Annotated in this window: 16 protein-coding genes and 1 pseudogene; 10 read left to right on the forward strand and 7 right to left on the reverse strand. The window is 71.4% G+C overall.

Annotation, left to right across the window (positions count from 1 at the left end; all coding sequences use genetic code 11):
• Positions 1-17: 17 nt before the first annotated feature.
• Positions 18-242, forward strand: coding sequence for a hypothetical protein (locus tag ACFZDE_RS22880; RefSeq protein ID WP_391004382.1), 225 nt, complete (start codon positions 18-20; stop codon positions 240-242).
• A 69-nt stretch (positions 243-311) separates the two neighbouring features.
• Here ACFZDE_RS22880 and ACFZDE_RS22885 read toward each other — a convergent pair whose 3' ends face one another.
• Complete coding sequence (locus tag ACFZDE_RS22885; protein WP_391202299.1) at positions 312-3581, reverse strand: S41 family peptidase; 3270 nt, start codon at positions 3579-3581, stop codon at positions 312-314.
• A gap of 165 nt (positions 3582-3746) precedes the next feature.
• Here ACFZDE_RS22885 and ACFZDE_RS22890 point away from each other — a divergent pair, with 165 nt between their 5' ends.
• Together ACFZDE_RS22890 and ACFZDE_RS22895 are read left to right on the forward strand one after the other, a co-directional pair.
• The gene (locus ACFZDE_RS22890) at positions 3747-4349 is read left to right on the forward strand and encodes a TetR/AcrR family transcriptional regulator C-terminal ligand-binding domain-containing protein (protein ID WP_391004386.1); all 603 of its coding nucleotides are present in this window, start codon (positions 3747-3749) and stop codon (positions 4347-4349) included.
• Between the two features lie 97 nt (positions 4350-4446).
• Entirely contained in the window at positions 4447-6651 is a 2205-nt protein-coding gene (locus ACFZDE_RS22895; RefSeq protein ID WP_391202303.1) for an MMPL family transporter, read from the forward strand.
• 60 nt (positions 6652-6711) lie between these two features.
• Here the strand turns inward: ACFZDE_RS22895 and ACFZDE_RS22900 are convergent, their stop codons facing one another.
• Positions 6712-7113 (reverse strand): ATP-binding protein, encoded by a 402-nt coding sequence (locus ACFZDE_RS22900; protein ID WP_391202306.1) that lies wholly within the window; start codon positions 7111-7113, stop codon positions 6712-6714.
• A 137-nt stretch (positions 7114-7250) separates the two neighbouring features.
• Here ACFZDE_RS22900 and ACFZDE_RS22905 point away from each other — a divergent pair.
• A pseudogene (locus tag ACFZDE_RS22905) lies at positions 7251-8082 on the forward strand (helix-turn-helix domain-containing protein).
• Positions 8079-8264 (forward strand): DUF397 domain-containing protein, encoded by a 186-nt coding sequence (locus ACFZDE_RS22910; protein WP_391202309.1) that lies wholly within the window; start codon positions 8079-8081, stop codon positions 8262-8264. Before ACFZDE_RS22905 ends, ACFZDE_RS22910 begins: the two are co-directional and overlap by 4 nt.
• A gap of 13 nt (positions 8265-8277) precedes the next feature.
• Here ACFZDE_RS22910 and ACFZDE_RS22915 read toward each other — a convergent pair whose 3' ends face one another.
• Positions 8278-9420 carry an alcohol dehydrogenase catalytic domain-containing protein gene (locus tag ACFZDE_RS22915; protein WP_391004396.1) on the reverse strand — a complete coding sequence of 381 codons (1143 nt, stop codon included), beginning with the start codon at positions 9418-9420 and terminating at the stop codon, positions 8278-8280.
• Positions 9421-9510: 90 nt separating this feature from the next.
• Between ACFZDE_RS22915 and ACFZDE_RS22920 the strand changes: the two genes are divergently transcribed.
• The 4 genes from ACFZDE_RS22920 (at position 9511) to ACFZDE_RS22935 (ending at position 11446) form a co-directional block, all read left to right on the forward strand.
• Positions 9511-9696, forward strand: coding sequence for a hypothetical protein (locus ACFZDE_RS22920; RefSeq protein WP_107457033.1), 186 nt, complete (start codon positions 9511-9513; stop codon positions 9694-9696).
• Positions 9697-9740: 44 nt separating this feature from the next.
• A complete protein-coding gene (locus ACFZDE_RS22925) occupies positions 9741-10256 on the forward strand; it encodes a YbaK/EbsC family protein (RefSeq protein ID WP_391202312.1) in 516 nt (171 codons plus the stop codon).
• Positions 10253-11098 (forward strand): EamA family transporter, encoded by an 846-nt coding sequence (locus tag ACFZDE_RS22930; RefSeq protein WP_391202315.1) that lies wholly within the window; start codon positions 10253-10255, stop codon positions 11096-11098. The genes ACFZDE_RS22925 and ACFZDE_RS22930 overlap by 4 nt, the downstream gene beginning before the upstream one ends.
• A 72-nt stretch (positions 11099-11170) precedes the next feature.
• Entirely contained in the window at positions 11171-11446 is a 276-nt protein-coding gene (locus tag ACFZDE_RS22935) for a dsRBD fold-containing protein (RefSeq protein ID WP_391004403.1), read from the forward strand.
• Between the two features lie 15 nt (positions 11447-11461).
• Here ACFZDE_RS22935 and ACFZDE_RS22940 read toward each other — a convergent pair whose 3' ends face one another.
• The 4 genes from ACFZDE_RS22940 to ACFZDE_RS22955 all read right to left on the reverse strand — a co-directional run bounded on the left by ACFZDE_RS22940 (position 11462) and on the right by ACFZDE_RS22955 (position 15448).
• Entirely contained in the window at positions 11462-12625 is a 1164-nt protein-coding gene (locus tag ACFZDE_RS22940) for a serine hydrolase (RefSeq protein WP_391202318.1), read from the reverse strand.
• A 246-nt stretch (positions 12626-12871) separates the two neighbouring features.
• Complete coding sequence (locus tag ACFZDE_RS22945) at positions 12872-13639, reverse strand: ATP-binding cassette domain-containing protein (RefSeq protein ID WP_391004407.1); 768 nt, start codon at positions 13637-13639, stop codon at positions 12872-12874.
• The gene (gene cbiQ, locus ACFZDE_RS22950) at positions 13627-14388 is read right to left on the reverse strand and encodes a cobalt ECF transporter T component CbiQ (protein WP_391004409.1); all 762 of its coding nucleotides are present in this window, start codon (positions 14386-14388) and stop codon (positions 13627-13629) included. The genes ACFZDE_RS22945 and cbiQ overlap by 13 nt, the downstream gene beginning before the upstream one ends.
• A gap of 1 nt (position 14389) precedes the next feature.
• The gene (locus ACFZDE_RS22955) at positions 14390-15448 is read right to left on the reverse strand and encodes an energy-coupling factor ABC transporter permease (protein ID WP_391202321.1); all 1059 of its coding nucleotides are present in this window, start codon (positions 15446-15448) and stop codon (positions 14390-14392) included.
• Between the two features lie 167 nt (positions 15449-15615).
• Between ACFZDE_RS22955 and ACFZDE_RS22960 the strand changes: the two genes are divergently transcribed.
• On the forward strand, positions 15616-15981 hold the full coding sequence (locus ACFZDE_RS22960) for an SsgA family sporulation/cell division regulator (RefSeq protein ID WP_391004413.1): 366 nt from the start codon (positions 15616-15618) through the stop codon (positions 15979-15981).
• The last annotated feature ends 11 nt before the right edge of the window (positions 15982-15992 follow it).

Genomic DNA, 15992 nt, shown 5'->3' on the forward strand with positions numbered 1-15992 from the left:
AACGGGAGTGAACCCACATGGGTATGAAGGACCAGTTCCAGGAGAAGTCCGAGCAGTGGCAGAACCAGGCCCGCCAGAAGGCGGACCAGGCTCGCGAGCAGGTGCAGGGCCGCGGTCGCCGGCGTGACGAGGACATGGACCCCTCGAACCCGCAGCGTGACCGCGAGCGCTCCGAGCCGCAGCGCGACCGTGAGCGTGAGCGTGACCAGGAGGACCGCTTCGACCAGGACTTCGACGCCTGACGTTGCGTGGTGAACGGAAAGGGGCTCCCCCGTGCGGGGCGCCCCTTTCCCCATGCGCCGCGCGGGCGCTCACGTCCTGGGCGGCAGCTTCGGGCGGGAGCGGTCCGGTACGTCGCTGTAGGTCGGTGGTGTCGCGGGCGGGTTGGTCTCCAGCAGCCCGAGCGCCAGTTCAACCGCGTCGGTCAGCTGGGCGTGCCGCCCCTCGGCCCAGTCCAGCGGGGTGCGCAGCACGTCGATGTCGGGGTCGACGCCCTTGTTCTCCACCGACCAGCCGTACGCGTCGAACCAGGCCGCGTTCATCGGCACCGTGATCACCGTGCCGTCGCCCAGCTCGTGGCGGCCGGTCATGCCGACCACGCCGCCCCAGGTGCGCTGCCCCACGACCGGGCCGAGCTTCAGCAGCTTGAACGCGGCGGTGATCATGTCGCCGTCGGAGGAGGTCGCCTCGTCCGCCAGGGCCACGACCGGGCCGCGCGGCGCGTTCGCGGTGTAGGACACCGGCTGGGCGTCCCGGGTCAGGTCCCAGCCCAGGATCGTCCGGCTCAGCGTCTCGATGACGAGTTCGCTGATGTGGCCGCCCGCGTTGCCGCGCACGTCCACGATCAGCGCCGGGCGGGACACCTCCATGCGCAGGTCGCGGTTGAACTGCGCCCAGCCCGAACCGCCCATGTCAGGGATGTGCAGGTAGCCGCAGCGCCCGCCGCTCAACTCGCGCACCACGGTACGGCGTTTGGCCACCCAGTCCTGGTAGCGCAGGGGCCGCTCGTCGACCAGCGGGACGACGGCGACCCGGCGCGGCGGACCCAGGCCCTCCGTCGCCTCACCCGACGAGTTCGCCGGGTTCTCGGGCGGGGCCGGGGTGAAGGTCAGCTCCACCGTCGTGCCGCCCGCCCCGGCCAGCAGTGGGTACGGGCCCGCGTCCGGGTCCACCGGGCGGCCGTCGACATGGGTGAGGATCGCGCCCTCCCGGATGCCCGTTCCGGCCAGCGGGGAGCGGGCCTTGGAGTCGGAGGAGTCGCCGAGCAGGATCCGCTTGACCGCCCAGCCGCCCTCCCGGCGTACGAAGTTGGCGCCCAGCAGGCCCTGGCGGCGCTGGTAGTGCGGCGGCCCCTCGTTGCGCCGGGCGGCGGTGACGTAGGCGTGGGACGTGCCCAGTTCGCCGAGGACCTCGCGGAGCAGGTCGGCGAACTCGTCGGGGGAGGCGACCCGTTCGACCAGCGGGCGGTACTGGTCCAGCACCCCGTCCCAGTCGATGCCGCACATGCCCGGCTCCCAGAAGTAGGCCCGGATCAGCCGCCCGGCCTCCTCGTAGGCCTGCCGCCACTCCGCCGCCGGGTCGGCCACGTGCAGGATGCGGCGCGCGTCGATCCACACCGTGGAGTCGCTGTCGCCCGGCTCGTTGGCCGGCACCGCGCGCAGTTCGCCCTCGTCGACGATCACCAGCCGGCTGCCGTCGCCGCTGACCGCGAACCAGTCGAGCTGCTGGGCCAGTTCGGACTTCCTGGCCTTGGTGATGCCGAAGTGCTCCAGAGTCGGCCGGCCGCTGGTGTCGTTGGGGTTGGCGAAGGTCTCGCCGAGGGCGCCCGAGATCGGCCAGCGCAGCCACACCAGCCCGCCGCCCGCCACCGGGTACAGCGCCGAGTACTTGGAGGCGGCCACCGGGAACGGTGTCACGCGGCTCTCCAGCCCCTCGGCCTCGACGGTCACGGCCCCGTTCTCGTCGGTGTCGTCGTCCTCGACCGGGTCCAGGCCCCCGGCGGCCGGACGGCCCTCGGGGTTCAGCGCGAAGGGGGAGGGGGTCGCCGAGGACAGCGGGACCAGGTAGGGGCGGCAGCCCAGCGGGAAGGACAGGTCGCCGGTGTGCACGTCGTAGACGGGGTCGAAGCCGCGCCAGGACAGGAAGGCCAGGTAGCGGCCGTCGCGGGTGAAGACCGGGTTCTCGTCCTCGAAGCGGCCGTTGGTCACGTCGACGACGAGCCGGTCGGCGAGCCGGGCCATCTTGATCTGCCGCAGACTCCGCCCGATGCCCGGGTGCGACCAGGTGAGCCATGCCCCGTCCGGGGAGAACGCGAGGTCGCGCACGGGTCCGTTGATCGACCGGATCAGCTCGGTGACCTCGCCGCCGGAGTCCTCGGTGACGTCGACGAGGAGGAGCCGGCCGTCGTGCGAGGCGACCGCGAGCCGCTCGCCGTCGGGGTCCGAGACCAGCTCGCGCACCCGGCCCAGCTCACCGGCGGCGAGGCGCCGGGGCGCACGGGCGCCGCTGGCCCGGGGCAGGGAGGCGATCTCGACGGCGTCCTCGCCCTCGGCGTCCGTCACGTACGCCACCCGACCGCTCCCGCCGAGCATCTCCGGCATCCGGACCCGGACGCCCGGGGTGTCGGTGAGGGTACGGGCCGGGCCGTCGCGGTGGGTCAGCCAGTACAGGCTGCCGCGCACGACGACGGCGCTGGCTCGCCCGGTCTCGTCGACCGAGAGTCCGTCGAGGTGCCGGGACGCGGCCACCTGGTAGGGGCGCCGCCCCGTGCGCGGCCCGCTCAGCCGTACGTCCAGCCGGCGCGGCACGGAGTCCGGGGACAGGTCGTCGACGATCCACAGGTCGCCCGCGCACTGGTAGACGACGCGGGTGCCGTCGCTGGCGGCGTGCCGGGCGTAGAAGGCGTCGTGGTCCGTGTGCCTGCGCAGGCCGGTCCCGTCGGGGGCGCAGGAGTAGAGGTTGGCGACGCCCTCGTGGTCGGAGAGGAACGCGATGCGGCCGCCGACGAACATGGGGGAGTGCAGATGGCCGCCGAGGCCCTCCAGCAGCCGTTCGCCGTGCAGCCAGAGCCTGCCGGTCGCGCCACCGCGGTAGCGCTTCCAGGAGGCCGGTTCGTGCGGCGGGGTGCCGGTGAGCAGCAGGGACTTGCGCTCCCCGGCCACGTCGGCGACCTGGATGTCGGAGACCGGCCCCCAGGGCAGTTTGCGGCCCGGGTCGCCGGCCGGGGTGACCTTGTAGGCCCAGGTGAAGTAGGAGAACGGCTCGCCGTGCGAGGCCACGGCCAGGATCTCGCCGTCCGGTGTCCAGCCGCAGACCCGGGTGTCGGCGCTGCCCCAGTGGCTGACCTGACGGCCCGGGCCGCCGTCCACCGGGACGACATGGACCTCGGGCACCAGGCTGCGCCAGCTGGTGTACGCGAGCCATCGGCCGTCGGGCGAGAAGCGCGGGTGGCCCAGTTTGGTGCGGTCGACGGTGAGCCGCCAGGCGCGGCCGGGGGCGTCGAGCGGGGCGAGCCAGAGGTCGTCCTCGGCGACGAAGCACAGCAGATCGTCATGGAGGTGGGGCAGGCGCAGATAGGTCACGTCCTCATGCTTTGCCGGGGGACGGAGCTGGGCAAGTCAAGGCAAATCCATGCCGGTCTCAGGTCCGTGATGCAGCACACGTACGAAACGGTTTCGTTTCCATAGAGGGTGCGCTACCTTGGTCGTGTACGAAACCGTGTCGTTCGGAGCAGGAAGGTGAGAGAGATGGCTGAGGTCGCCGCCGCGCGTCGCAGTCGGATCACCCCCGAGCGTGAGGCCGAGCTGTACGCGGCCGTGCTCGACCTGCTCCGCGAAGTCGGCTACGACGCCCTCACCATGGACGCCGTGGCGGCCCGCACGCGCTCCAGCAAGGCCACGCTCTACCGCCAGTGGGGCGGCAAGCCCGAGCTGGTGGCCAAGGCGATCCGGCACAGCAAGCCGGGCAGCATCGCCGACATCGACACCGGTTCCCTGCGGGGCGACCTGCACGCCCTCACCTCCCGTGAGGACGACTGCACCATGCAGCAGAACGCCGCGCTGATGCGGGGCCTGTTCATGGCGGTGCACGCCAACCCCGACCTCCTCCAGGCGTTCAGGGAACTCCTCGTGGAGCCGGAGATGGAGGAGTTCCACCGGGTGGTGCGGCGGGCCGTCGACAGAGGCGAGGTCCGCGCCGACTGCCCGGCGCTGGACTACGTCGTCCATCTGCTCATCGGCGCGTTCGCGACGCGCACGCTGATCGACGACCAGCCTCCGACGCAGCGGTTCCTCATCTCGTACATCGACGCCGTGGTCCTCCCCGCCCTCGGCGTGCCCGTCACCGACTAGTCCCCTCAGCCAGCCCCTACCTGACGTATCCGCTCACGTCGTCGGGCCGATCACCCCTGCCCTGAAACACCCCACGACTGACCGGGAGTACGCCCTCGTGGCCACTTTCCTCTACAAACTCGGCCGGCTCTCGTTCCGCCGGCGGCATTTCGTCGCCCTGATATGGGTGGCCCTGCTGACCCTCGCCGGGGTCGGCGCCGCCAGTGCCCCCGCCGCGGGCAACAGCTCCTTCTCCATCCCCGGCACCGAGGCCCAGAAGGCCTTCGACCTGCTGGAGCAGCGCTTCCCCGGCACCAGCGCCGACGGCGCCACCGCGCGGGTCGTCTTCAAGGCCCCGAGCGGCGAGAAGATGACCGACCCGGGCAACAAGGCGACGGTGAAGGAGACCGTGAAGGAGCTGTCCGACGGCTCCGAGGTCACCCGCGTCACCGACCCCTACCAGGCGAAGGCCGTCAGCAAGGACGGCACCATCGCCTACGCGCAGGTGTCGTACAAGGTCTCCGGCATGGAGCTGGACGACGCCGCGAAGGACGCCCTCAAGGACAGCGCCGAGGACGCGCGCGAGGCCGGACTGACCGTCGAGATCGGCGGCGACGCCCTCCAGGCCGTTCCGCACACCGGCTCCAGCGAGATCATCGGCATCGCGGTCGCCGCGGTCGTCCTGGTCATCACCTTCGGCTCGCTGGTCGCGGCCGGGCTGCCGCTGCTGACGGCGCTCATCGGCGTGGGCATCGGCGTGTCCGCGATCACCGGGCTGGCCAGTGCGCTGGACCTCGGCTCGACCACCTCCATCCTCGCGATGATGATCGGCCTGGCCGTCGGCATCGACTACGCGCTGTTCATCGTCTCCCGCTACCGCGCCGAACTGGCCGAGGGCCGCGAGCGCGAGGAGGCGGCGGGCCGGGCCGTCGGCACGGCGGGCTCGGCGGTGGTCTTCGCGGGCCTGACCGTGGTGATCGCCCTGGTGGGCCTGTCCGTCGTCAACATCCCGATGCTGACCAAGATGGGCATCGCGGCGGCGGGCACGGTGGCCATCGCGGTGCTGATCGCCCTGACGATGGTCCCGGCCCTGCTCGGTTACGCGGGCCGCAGGGTCAAGCCGATGGGCGAGAAGGGCAAGCTCCGCGGCCCGGCGAAGAAGCAGGACAGGCCGGCCAAGCCGAACCTGGGCACCCGCTGGGCGAGCTTCGTCGTCCGCCGCCCCCTCGCGGTCCTGCTGCTCGGCGTCATCGGCCTCGGCGCCGCGGCCGTCCCGGCGGCCTCCCTCGAACTGGGCCTGCCCGACGACGGCTCCCAGCCCACCTCCACCACCCAGCGCCGCGCCTACGACCTGCTGTCCGAGGGCTTCGGGCCGGGCTTCAACGGCCCGCTGCTGGTCGTCGTCGACGCCAAGGGCAGCGACGACCCGAAGGCGGTCTTCACCGAGACCGGCGACGAGATCAAGGCCCTGAAGGACGTCGTCACCGTCACACCCGCCCAGCCCAACAAGACCGGCGACACCGCCACCATCACCGTCATCCCCGGCTCCCAGCCGTCCTCCGTGACGACGGAGAACCTGGTGCACGGCATCCGGGACGCGGGCGCGGACATCAAGGCCGACACCGACGCCGACGTCCTGGTCACCGGCAGTACGGCGATGAACATCGACGTCAGCGAGAAGCTCAACGACGCGCTCGTGCCGTATCTGGTGCTGGTCGTCGGGCTCGCCTTCCTGCTGCTGATCGTGGTCTTCCGCTCGATCCTGGTCCCGCTGAAGGCGGCCCTCGGCTTCCTGCTGTCGGTGATGGCGGCCCTCGGCGCGGTCGTCGCGGTCTTCCAGTGGGGCTGGCTGTCCGGTCTGATGGGCGTGGAGCAGACCGGGCCGGTCATGTCGATGATGCCGATCTTCATGGTCGGCGTGGTGTTCGGCCTGGCGATGGACTACGAGGTGTTCCTCGTGACCCGGATGCGGGAGGCCTACGTTCACGGGGAGAAGCCCGCGCAGGCCGTGGTCACCGGGTTCCGGCACGGCGCGCGGGTCGTCACCGCCGCCGCGGTGATCATGATGGCGGTCTTCGCGGGCTTCATCGGCTCGTCCGAGTCGATGGTCAAGATGATCGGCTTCGGCCTCGCGATCGCGGTCTTCTTCGACGCGTTCGTCGTCCGCATGGCCATCGTCCCGGCCGTCCTGGCCCTCCTCGGCCGCAAGGCCTGGTGGCTCCCGAAGTGGCTCGACCGCGCGCTGCCCAACGTCGACGTGGAGGGCGAGGGCCTGCGCGCCGCCTCCGGCGACGACGGCGACAGGGAGCTGGTCCGCGTCTGACCGTTCGTGAGAGACCGGCCGGTGAGGGCACCGTGGGGACGGCGCGCCCCCACCGGCCTTTCACGCGAGCACGCCGACCTCGGCCCAGACCGTCTTGCGCGGGTGCGGGCCCGGAATCACGCCCCAGCGGTCGGCGAGGGCGGCCACCAGGAGGAGGCCCCGGCCGCCGGTGGCGTGCGGGGCCGGCCGCGTGAGGCGGGGGAGCCGGTCGCCGCACGTGTCCGTGACCTCGATACGGAGGGTGCCGCCGACGACGTAGAGCGTCAGCCGGAAGTCCCGGCCGGGGACGCGCCCATGGGTGGCGGCGTTGGCCGCGAGCTCGGCGACGATCTGCTCGGCAGGGCTCAAGGGCAGCCCCCACGCGCGGAGTTGCTCCGTGGCGAGGAGACGGGCGAGCCGTGCCCCCCGGGGCGTGGGGGAGAGCAGCAGGCTGAGGTTGCGGATGGTGGTCTCCTGGTTCATGTGACTCAGCGTGGCCGAGCCCGCGCACAGCGACCGGCGACAGCGGGTGTGCGTATCGCTACTGTCCGGGGTTTGTCTCGTGCTGTCTCGGCTGTCCCGGGCGTTGTACGGGTACGGCTGCGCGATGGAGGTGGGGCATGAACGAGGCTGTCGACGAGGCCGGCTGGGATGTCGAGCCGGGCGACGAGATCGAGCCGCTGGTCCAGGCGGTGGGGAAGCTGCTGAAGGTGTGCCGGGAGGCGGCGGGCCTGCGGGTCGCCGAGCTGGGCGAGGTGCTCGGCTACGGCGAGGACATGATCCGCAAGATGGAACGCGGGGCGCGGATCCCCCGGCCGGAGTACCTGGACAGAGCGGACCAGGTGCTGAACGCCCAGGGGCACCTGAGGGCGTTCATGAAGGACATGGAGAGGGCGGGCTCGGGAACTGGCGCAGTTGGAGGAGCGGGCGGTTGAGATGCTGCTCTACACCACGCATCACATCCACGGTCTTCTGCAGACGCCCGAGTACGCGGAGGTGATGTTCGAGAACCGGCTCCCCGCGCTCTCGCGAGACGTGGTGGAACGCGCGGTCGCGGCACGGATGGCCCGAAAATCCGTGTTCGATCGGGACCCTGCTCCGGCTTTGAGTTTCGTCCAGGAACAGGTGACGCTGGAACGCCCTCTCGGAGGCAAGATGGTGTTGCGCCGACAACTCGAACACCTGCTGGAGGTAGGACAGTTGCGGACCATCTCGATCCAAGTGATGCCGACTGACCGTGAGGAGCATGCCGGTATGCACGGGCTGATCGAAGTGCTGCGGTTCTCGGACGGCACGGGGGTCGGGCGTTCTGACGGTGCGTTCAACGGCCGTCCCGTCTCAAGCCCTCGGGACCTCAGGGTCCTCGAACTGCGCTATGGGATGATCCGGGCGCAGGCTCTCTCTCCGAGGGAGTCGCTGGCCTTCATTGAGCAAGCGCTGGGGAGACTATGAGCGCCACGGAACTCCACTGGGTCAAGAGCAGCTACAGCAGCGGACCTGACCCCGGCGACTGCGTAGAGGTCGCCCACGCCCCCGCCACGATCCACGTCCGGGACTCCAAGACCCCGGGGACCCCCCACGTGACGGTCGCCTCCGCCACGTGGGAGTCGTTCCTCGGGTACGTCACCGAGTGACAGCCGGGCCTCCTTACGCCGCCTGCGGGTGGAGGACCACCTTCGTGTAGCCCTCGACGCGCTTGTCGAACTTCTCGTACGCCGACGAGGCCTGGTCGAGCGGCAGTTCGTGCGAGACGACGAAGCTGGGCTTCGCGCGATCCTCGATGATCATGTCCCGCAGGTGGCGGTTGTACCGCTTGACGTTGCACTGCCCGGTGCCCATGCGGAGCCCCTTCTCGAAGAGGCGTCCGACGGCGACCATCAGCATGCCCTTCTTGGAGTGCTCGTCCGGACCGCCCGGGTCGCTCGGCACGTACAGGCCGGGGATGCCGAGCGCGCCCGTCGGGCGGACCGTTTCGACCAGGGAGTTCAGGACGATCGCCGGTTCCTCGCGGTCCTCGCCCTGGGCCTGGGCCTGGTAGCCCACGGCGTCGACGCCCTTGTCGGTCCCTTCACCGCCGGTCTGCTCCTTGATCTGCTCCGCCGGGTTGCCCTGGGTGAAGTCGATCGGGATCGCGCCGATCTCCTCCGCCTTCTGGAGGCGTTCCGCCACCCGGTCGACCACGAACACCTTGCTCGCGCCGCGCAGCATCGCGGAGTAGGCGGCCATCAGCCCGACCGGACCGGCGCCGTACACGGCGACCGTGTCACCGGGGCGTACGTCGGCCAGCTCGTTGCCGTGGTAGCCCGTCGGGAAGATGTCCGCGAGCAGGACGAAGTCGGTCTCCTTCTCGTTGCCCTCCGGGAGCTTCAGGCAGTTGAAATCGGCGTACGGGACCCGTACGTACTCCGCCTGGCCGCCCGTGTAGGGGCCCATGGCGACGTAGCCGTAGGCGCCGCCCGCGAAGCCCGGATTCACCGTCAGACAGAACCCGGTGTAGCCCGCCGAGCAGTTCTTGCAGAACCCGCAGGCCACATTGAACGGCATGACCACCCGGTCGCCCTTGCTGAGGGTGGTGACCCCCTCTCCTGTCTCCTCGATCACTCCGAGGTTCTCGTGGCCGAACACGATGCCCGGCTCCGCGGCCGTGCGGCCCTCGTACATGTGCAGGTCGGAGCCGCAGATGGCCGTTGATGTGACCCGGACGAGCACATCGTTCGGGTGCTGAATCCGTGGATCCTCCACTTGCTCTATCGCTACCTCGAAGGGCCCCTTGTATACGACAGCCCTCATTGTCAAGCACCTCCGTCTGTGCCGTGGCTCATATACCAGGCTGGTGCACGATGAGACGATTTGCACCCAGAGGAGAAAGGAAGCAGGGCTTTGTCACGTCGTATCGGCACCCTTCTCGTGGCGGTCTCCGGACTGTCCGGCACTACCTACCCGGTCGGGACCCGCGTGGCCATCCAGGGCACCGGCGGATCCGTCGACGGCTTCGTCGACGGCGACTGGCTGCCGCTCGCCTGGTGGGAGTTCGCGGACGTCCGGCCGGAGGAGGCCACCGGCTGAAACGGCCTCGCGTGTCCCCTACACGTACCGCTAGCGTGCGGGGCATGACGACGACAGCCGCCACTGACGCCGAAGGTTCCGGAGCCCACCCCCGATTCGCCGAGGCCCTGCGGGAGCTGGGGCTCGGAGACCTCGTCCACAAGGTCCGCCGGTTCCCGGACGCCACCCGTACCGCTGCCGAGGCCGCCGCCGCGATCGGGTGCGAGCTGAGCCAGATCTGCAAGTCGCTGATCTTCGCCGCGGACAGGGTTCCGGTGCTCGTGCTCATGGACGGGGCCTCCCGCGTCGACCTGGAACTCGTCCGCAAGGAACTCGGCGCCGAGAAGGTCACCCGGGCCAGGGTGGACGTCGTCCGGGAGACCACCGGGTACGCCATCGGCGGTGTGCCGCCCTTCGGGCACAGGACCAGGACCCGGGTGCTCGCCGACCGCTCCCTGCTGGAGCACGACGTCGTCTGGGCCGCGGCCGGGACGCCGCACGCCGTGTTCCCCATCGCCCCCGAGGACCTCGTCGCCCACGCCGGTGGCACCCTGGTGGACGTGCGCGAGCCCACCTCGTGACCCCTCTGGTCACCGCGGCCGTCCTGCTCGCCGCCGTCACCCACGCCAGCTGGAACGCCCTCGCCCACAAGATCACCGACAAGCTGGCCGGGTTCGCGCTGATCTCGGGCGGCGGCGTCCTGATCGGGCTGGCCCTCGCGCCCTTCGTGGCGTTCCCGGCGGCCGAGGCATGGCCGTACCTGCTCGCCTCCGCCGCGATCCACGTCGCCTACTACGCCCTGCTGATGAAGTCCTTCCGGCTGGGCGACTTCGGGCAGGCCTACCCCATCGCCCGGGGCACCGCGCCGCTGGTCGTGACCGTGCTCGCCGCCGTCTTCGCACACGAGGTGCCCGACGGGTGGGCCGCCGCGGGGGTCGCCCTGTCGTGCGCGGGGCTGACCGGCGTCGCCCTGTGGGGACTGCGAGGACGGCGGCCCGACTGGGCGGCGATCGGCGCGGCCCTGGCCACGGGGCTGACCATCGCGGTGTACACCGTCCTCGACGGTCTTGGCGTGCGGGCCTCCGGGTCCTCCCTCGGGTACATCGCCTGGCTGATGGCGGTCCAGGGCGTCGTCATCCCCGCCTACGCCGGGTGGCACTGGCGGGGGCGGACCGTCGCCCTGCTGCGGCCGTTCGCCGGGGTCGGACTGGTCGGCGCCGCGCTGTCCGTCGCCGCCTACGCCCTCGTCCTGTGGGCGCAGACCAGGGCCGAACTCGCCCCCATCGCGGCCCTGCGCGAGTCGTCGATCATCGTCGGCGCGGCGATCGGGGCCGTGTTCTTCAAGGAACGGTTCGGGGCGCCGAGGATCGCGGCGGCCGGGCTGCTGGTCGTCGGGATCGGGCTGATGCTGCACGCCCGGTAGACCGCTGTCGGGCGGGTGCGTCCGGCTCGTGCGAGGAGCACCCTGGAACTAAGCGTTCCGGAGGTGATCGTCATGATGCACACCACCGTGGGGTGGCACATCGAGATGGAGTTCACGGAGGACGACCAGCACACGAAGGCGGCCGCGATGGTCCGGCTCCCCGACGGCAGCGAGGTACGGGCGCACGGGCACGCCAGCCGGCACCAGACCGACGCGAATCAGCCACGGGTCGGGGAGGAGATCGCCGGCGCCCGGGCCCTCAACGAACTCGCCATGACGCTGCTGTCCAAGGCCCACGAGGAGATCGACCAGGCGTCCGGCCGGACCTCCCACCCCATCCACGTCTAGGCCCTCGCGAGGCGGTCACAGCCCCAGTGCTCCCCGCACCGCCCGCACCAGCCCCTGCGCCCGAGGGTCCGCCGTCACCGTCTTGCGGAAACCGTTGGTCACGTAGCCGAAGGCGATCCCCGTCTCCGGGTCGGCGAAGCCGAGGGCGCCGCCGCGGCCCGGGTGGCCGAAGGAACCCGGGGTGAGGAACGGCGAGGCGGTGCCGTGCAGCATGTAGCCGAGGCCGAAGCGGGTGCCGACCATCAGGACGCGGTCGGGGCCCGCCGATTCCTCGGTCCGGGCCAGTTCCACCGTCTCGGGCGTGAAGAGGCGGGCGGCGCCGGCCGTGTCGCCCATCAGGGTCGCGTAGAAGCGGGCCAGTCCATCCGCCGTCGCCACGGCGTTGGTCGCCGGGAGGGCGGACGCGAGGTAGGCGGGGTCGTTCTGGTCCGGGAACGGGGAGATCGCGGCGAACGCCCGGCGGGTGAGGGAGTCCGGATCCTCGTAGGCCTCGGTGACCGAGCGCTTCGGGCGGGCCCGCAGCCCCCCGGCCGGCTCGGCCCCCTCGACCCGGCCCACCCGCCCGGCCCGGCCCGCCTCCGACTCCGGCAGACCGAGCCAGAGATCGAGCCCCAGCGGGCCGGTGACCTGCGACGCGAGCCACTGCCCGGTGCCCTGTCCGGTGACGCGCCGCACCAGTTCGTCGAGCAGCCAGCCGTAGGTGAGCGCGTGATAGCCATGGTCGGTGCCGGGCTCCCAGGCCGGGGCCTGCGCCGCGACCGCCTCCGGTCCGCGCAGCGGGTCGAGGGCCTCGCGCGGGGTGAGCGGCCGGTCGAGGACCGGCAGCCCGGCCCGGTGGTTCAGCACATGCCGGACCAGCACCCGCTCCTTGCCCCGCGCCTTGAACTCCGGCCAGTAGTGGCCCACCGGCGCGTCCAGGTCCAGCTGCCCGCGCTGGTGCAGCAGCAGGAGTACGGCCGCCGCGACCCCCTTCGTCGCCGAGCGCACGACCTGCGCGGTGCCGCGCTCCCAGGGGGCCGTGCCGTCGACGTCCTTGCTGCCGCCCCACAGGTCGACGACCTTGTGCCCGTCCCGGTAGACGGCGACGGCGGCGCCCCGGTCCCCGAGCGTCGCGAAGTTCCGTACGAACGCTTCCCTGACCGGCTCGAAGCCCTCGGCGACCACGCCGTTCACGTCCACGTCCGTACTCCTCGTATCACTGCTGGGCTCCTCGTGTTCCCCCTCAGGGGTCCTTTCACTATGCCCGTCCGGGTCGCGCGGCCTGGCACCGCACCTCGCCGCGTTGCCGAAAGGCCCTAGTAGCTCCGCTACGAGGACCTTCCGGCGCCTTGCGATGCACGGCACCAGACCACGCGACCTGATCGGACGCTCATAGTGAAAGGACCCCTTAGCCAAGCAGGACGCTCACGCCGATGTTCCCGCGGGTCACGGACGGGCCGCGGCCGCCGGGACGGAACGCGGATCGAAACCGAACGGCAGCTCCAGACGGTGGGCCCCCATCAGCTCCTCGTCGGACAGCAGCTCACCGGTCGGCCCGTCCGCCGCGATCACCCCGTCGCTGAGGATCAGCGAGCGCGGGCACAGCTCCAGCGCGTAGGGCAGGTCGTGCGTGACCATCAGCACGGTCACGTCCAGGGAGCGCAGGATGTCCGCCAGTTCACGACGGGAGGCCGGGTCGAGGTTGGAGGACGGCTCGTCCAGGACGAGGATCTCCGGCTCCATCGCCAGCACGGTCGCCACCGCCACCCGGCGGCGCTGCCCGAACGACAGATGGTGCGGCGGGCGGTCCTTGAACTCCGCCATGCCGACCCGCTCCAGCGCCCGGTCCACACGCTCCTCCAGCTCGGGCCCCTTCAGCCCGGCCGCCGCGGGCCCGAACGCCACGTCCTCCCGGACCGTCGGCATGAACAGCTGGTCGTCCGGGTCCTGGAACACGATGCCGACCCGGCGCCGGACCTCGGCCATGTTCCGCCGGTCCACCGGCAGCCCGGCGACCCGCACCGTGCCGGCCCCGCCGGTCAGGATGCCGTTGAGGTGCAGCACGAGGGTCGTCTTGCCGGCGCCGTTCGGCCCGAGCAGCGCGACCCGCTCACCGCGCGCGACCGAGAAGTCGACGCCGAAGAGCGCCTGGTGTCCGTCGGGGTAGGCGAAGGCGAGGCCGGAGACCTCCAGGGATGCAGTCACAGGGTCCATCCCAGCAGACAGACGAGCAGAGCGGCACAGGGGAGGGCGAGGGCGTACGACCACTGCGCCCGGGACGCGGTCACCTCGTCGATGACCGGCATGGAACCGGCGTAGCCGCGGCTGACCATGGCCAGGTGCACCCGCTCGCCGCGCTCGTAGGAGCGGATGAACAGCGCGCCCGCCGACTTGGCGAGCACGCCCCAGTGCTTCACACCCCTCGCCTCGAAGCCCCGTGACTCCCGGGCGACGCGCATCCTCCGCATCTCGTCCGTGATGACGTCGCCGTAGCGGATCATGAAGGACGCGATCTGCACCAGCAGCGGCGGGAGCTTGAGGCGCTGGAGGCCGAGGAGCAGTTCGCGCAGCTCGGTCGTGGCGGCCAGCAGCACCGAGGCCGCGACGCCGAGGGTGCCCTTGGCGAGCACGTTCCAGGCGCCCCACAGGCCGTTCACGCTCAGGGACAGGCCGAGCACGTCGACCCGCTCGCCCTCCGCCACGAACGGCATGAGCACCGCGAACGCGACGAACGGCACCTCGATCAGCAGCCTGCGCAGCAGAAAGCCGGCGGGCACGCGCGCGACGCACGCGACGGCCACGAGCAGCACGGCGTACAGCCCGAACGCCCACATCGCCTCGCGCGGCGTCGACACCACGACCACCACGAAGGCGAACACGGCCGCCAGCTTGGTGTGCGGCGGCAGGCCGTGCACGGGCGAGTGCCCGTGCCGGTACAGCTTGTGCGCGTGCCCGGCCCCCATGTCAGACGCTCGTCACACTGCTGGTCTCCGACGGCGAGGCGTCCGCCGTACGGCGGCGGCGCACGGCCCAGAACACGCCGGTGCCCGCGACGACCGTGACCCCCACGCCGATGACCCCCGCCAGTCCCCCGGACAGGCGGGCGTCGTCGACGTCCTTCACGCCGTAGTCGGCGAGCGGGGAGTCGGACACCGCGTGCTCCTCGGCCTTCTTGTCGATGCCGTGGTCGCCGGCGACCTTCTCCAGGCCGTCGGGGTCGGCGGAGGCGTAGAAGCTGACGAATCCGGCCAGGACCAGCGAGGTGACCAGGCCCGCCGCCCACACCTTGCGGTGCGAGCTCCGGGCGGCCACCGGCGCGGGCTCGGCGCCGGGCGCGTCGACCAGCTCGCCGTCGACCCGCAGCTTGAGCTTCCGCGTCAGCCCGCGCGCCCCGTACACCAGGTCCGGGCGTACCGCGATGACCGCGCCGACGGTGAGCGCGGTGATGACGGCCTCGCCGATGCCGATGAGGAGGTGCACGCCGACCATGGCGGTGGCGACCTTGCCGATCGAGACGTCGGTGGTGCCGCCGATCGCGTACATCAGCGTGAAGGCCAGCGCGGCGGCCGGGACGGAGAGCAGGGCCGCGGTGAAGGAGGCCACCGTGACCGAGCGGCGGGTGCGCGGCAGCACCTTCACCAGACCGCGGAAGACGGCGTAGGCGACGACCGTCGTGACGATCGCCATGTTGGTGATGTTGACGCCGAGCGCGGTCAGGCCGCCGTCCGCGAACAGGATGCCCTGCATCAGCAGGACGACGGAGACACACAGGACCCCGGTGTACGGGCCGACGAGTATCGCCGCCAGCGCGCCGCCCAGCAGATGGCCGCTGGTGCCCGCCGCGACGGGGAAGTTCAGCATCTGCACGGCGAAGATGAACGCCGCGACCAGCCCGGCCAGCGGCGCCGTGCGCTCGTCGAGCTCGCGGCGCGCGCCGCGCAGGCTCAGGGCGACGGCGCCCGCGGCGATCACGCCGGTGGCGGCTGAGGTGGGCGCGTTGATGAATCCGTCAGGTACATGCACCGTTCGATGATGTGGCTTGATGCGAACGATGTGCAAGAGCGTGTGGCTCGTTTTATCTCACGCGTGAGATATCGGTTCCGAAGGCGCAATACGGGAAATATGCGACATTGGAGGGAGAGTGGACGCAGAGTTTCCACTCGGATTGCGCACGGTGAAGGGGCCGTCCGATGTCCGTAGTCGAGCAGTACGCGCGAGCCCACATCGTCTCGGACGCGGCGGTGCCGCTCGTCGACGAACTGGAGGCGGTTCCGGTCACCCTGCGGTACGACCCCGACCATGATCCCCGCTCGGTGCGGATGACCCTGCCCGGCAGCGGCGGGCACGAGTGGGTCTTCGGCCGCGATCTGCTGGAGGAGGGGCTGCGGGCCCCCACCGGGAGCGGCGAGGTACGGGTGTGGCCGTGCGGCCGGGTGCAGGTCGTCGTGGAGTTCCACTCCGCGCACGGCGTGTCGGTGGTGCAGTTCGAGCGGCAGGCCCTGCTGCGGTTCCTGCGGCGGACGTACATGGCCGCCGCGGAACCGGTCACGCACTGAGCCCGGCGCTC

Origin of the sequence: Streptomyces sp. NPDC007929, from assembly GCF_042959065.1 — a bacterium.
GTDB lineage: Bacteria > Actinomycetota > Actinomycetes > Streptomycetales > Streptomycetaceae > Streptomyces.